Genomic DNA, 887 nt, shown 5'->3' on the forward strand with positions numbered 1-887 from the left:
CTTGTGATAAATCGGACAGATCTGGAAATTGAACTGTGTAGTTGAGTGTGTTTTTCCGTCACCATCGGTGGCGACGTTACGCAACAAGCCGTCTCGAAACAGGCGGTCAAGTTCAGCCTGCAGCGCTTTTACCTCGCGTGGAGAGAAAAATTCGGGAATGGCGAGATATCCCTGTTCCTGAAAGTGGTGGATGTCCTGTTGCATTAACTCCATTATGCTATCTCCTAATCATGGTTGTATGATGGATTTAGTAATTAGAAATGCCTTGATTTCGTGCTTGCCTATGTTCTTCGGACGCTGCTTTCGCTTGATGTCTACTGCGAAATGCGCTACAATATTTTACCCTGTTCTGTTTCTTTGTCAAACGAAAAAACGGAAGATACCCGAAGCACTACTTCACATTTTCTAACAAACCATAGGGAGAAAACCTTGGATCTATCCGGGAGCCCCCTCACAGGTTTTGAAAAAGAGATAGACGCACTACGCGAGGTCGGCAGTCATTTCCACGTGCGTGGTTGGTCACTCGGCACCAGTAGTAATTACAGCGTGGTGATTCGTCGTGAGCCGCTGGAGTTGCTAATTACTGCAAGCGGGAAAGATAAAAGTTGCCTTTCGCGAGACGATTTTGTGCGTGTAGATGGCGATGGTCTTCCCATTGTTATTGAGCAGCCGAAGGCATCTGCAGAGACGCTGCTACATATTGCTATCGCCGAACAACCTGATGTTGGGGCGGTGATGCACACGCATTCCATCTGGGGTACGCTGCTTTCGGATTTTTATTTTTACGACAGCGGTTTCAGGATTGAAGGCTATGAAATGCTCAAGGGGCTTGCCGGCATAACGACCCATGAACACGCTGAGTGGGTGCCAATCTTTGACAATACACA

At 47.5% G+C, this 887-nt stretch carries 1 protein-coding gene and 1 pseudogene (1 of these 2 running past the window's edge); one reads left to right on the top strand and one right to left on the bottom strand.

Annotated features, from left to right (window positions below; genetic code table 11):
• Positions 1-213: phytanoyl-CoA dioxygenase family protein (locus J4G02_21225; GenBank protein ID MCE2397047.1), on the bottom strand; the 213-nt coding region annotated here is incomplete at its 3' end.
• 111 nt (positions 214-324) lie between these two features.
• On the opposite strand from J4G02_21225, the pseudogene J4G02_21230 reads away from it, so the two are divergent.
• Positions 325-887 (top strand): annotated as a pseudogene (locus tag J4G02_21230) (class II aldolase/adducin family protein); it runs 172 nt beyond the window's last position.

It is taken from the genome of Candidatus Poribacteria bacterium, assembly GCA_021295755.1.
Taxonomy (GTDB): Bacteria; Poribacteria; WGA-4E; order WGA-4E; family PCPOR2b; genus PCPOR2b.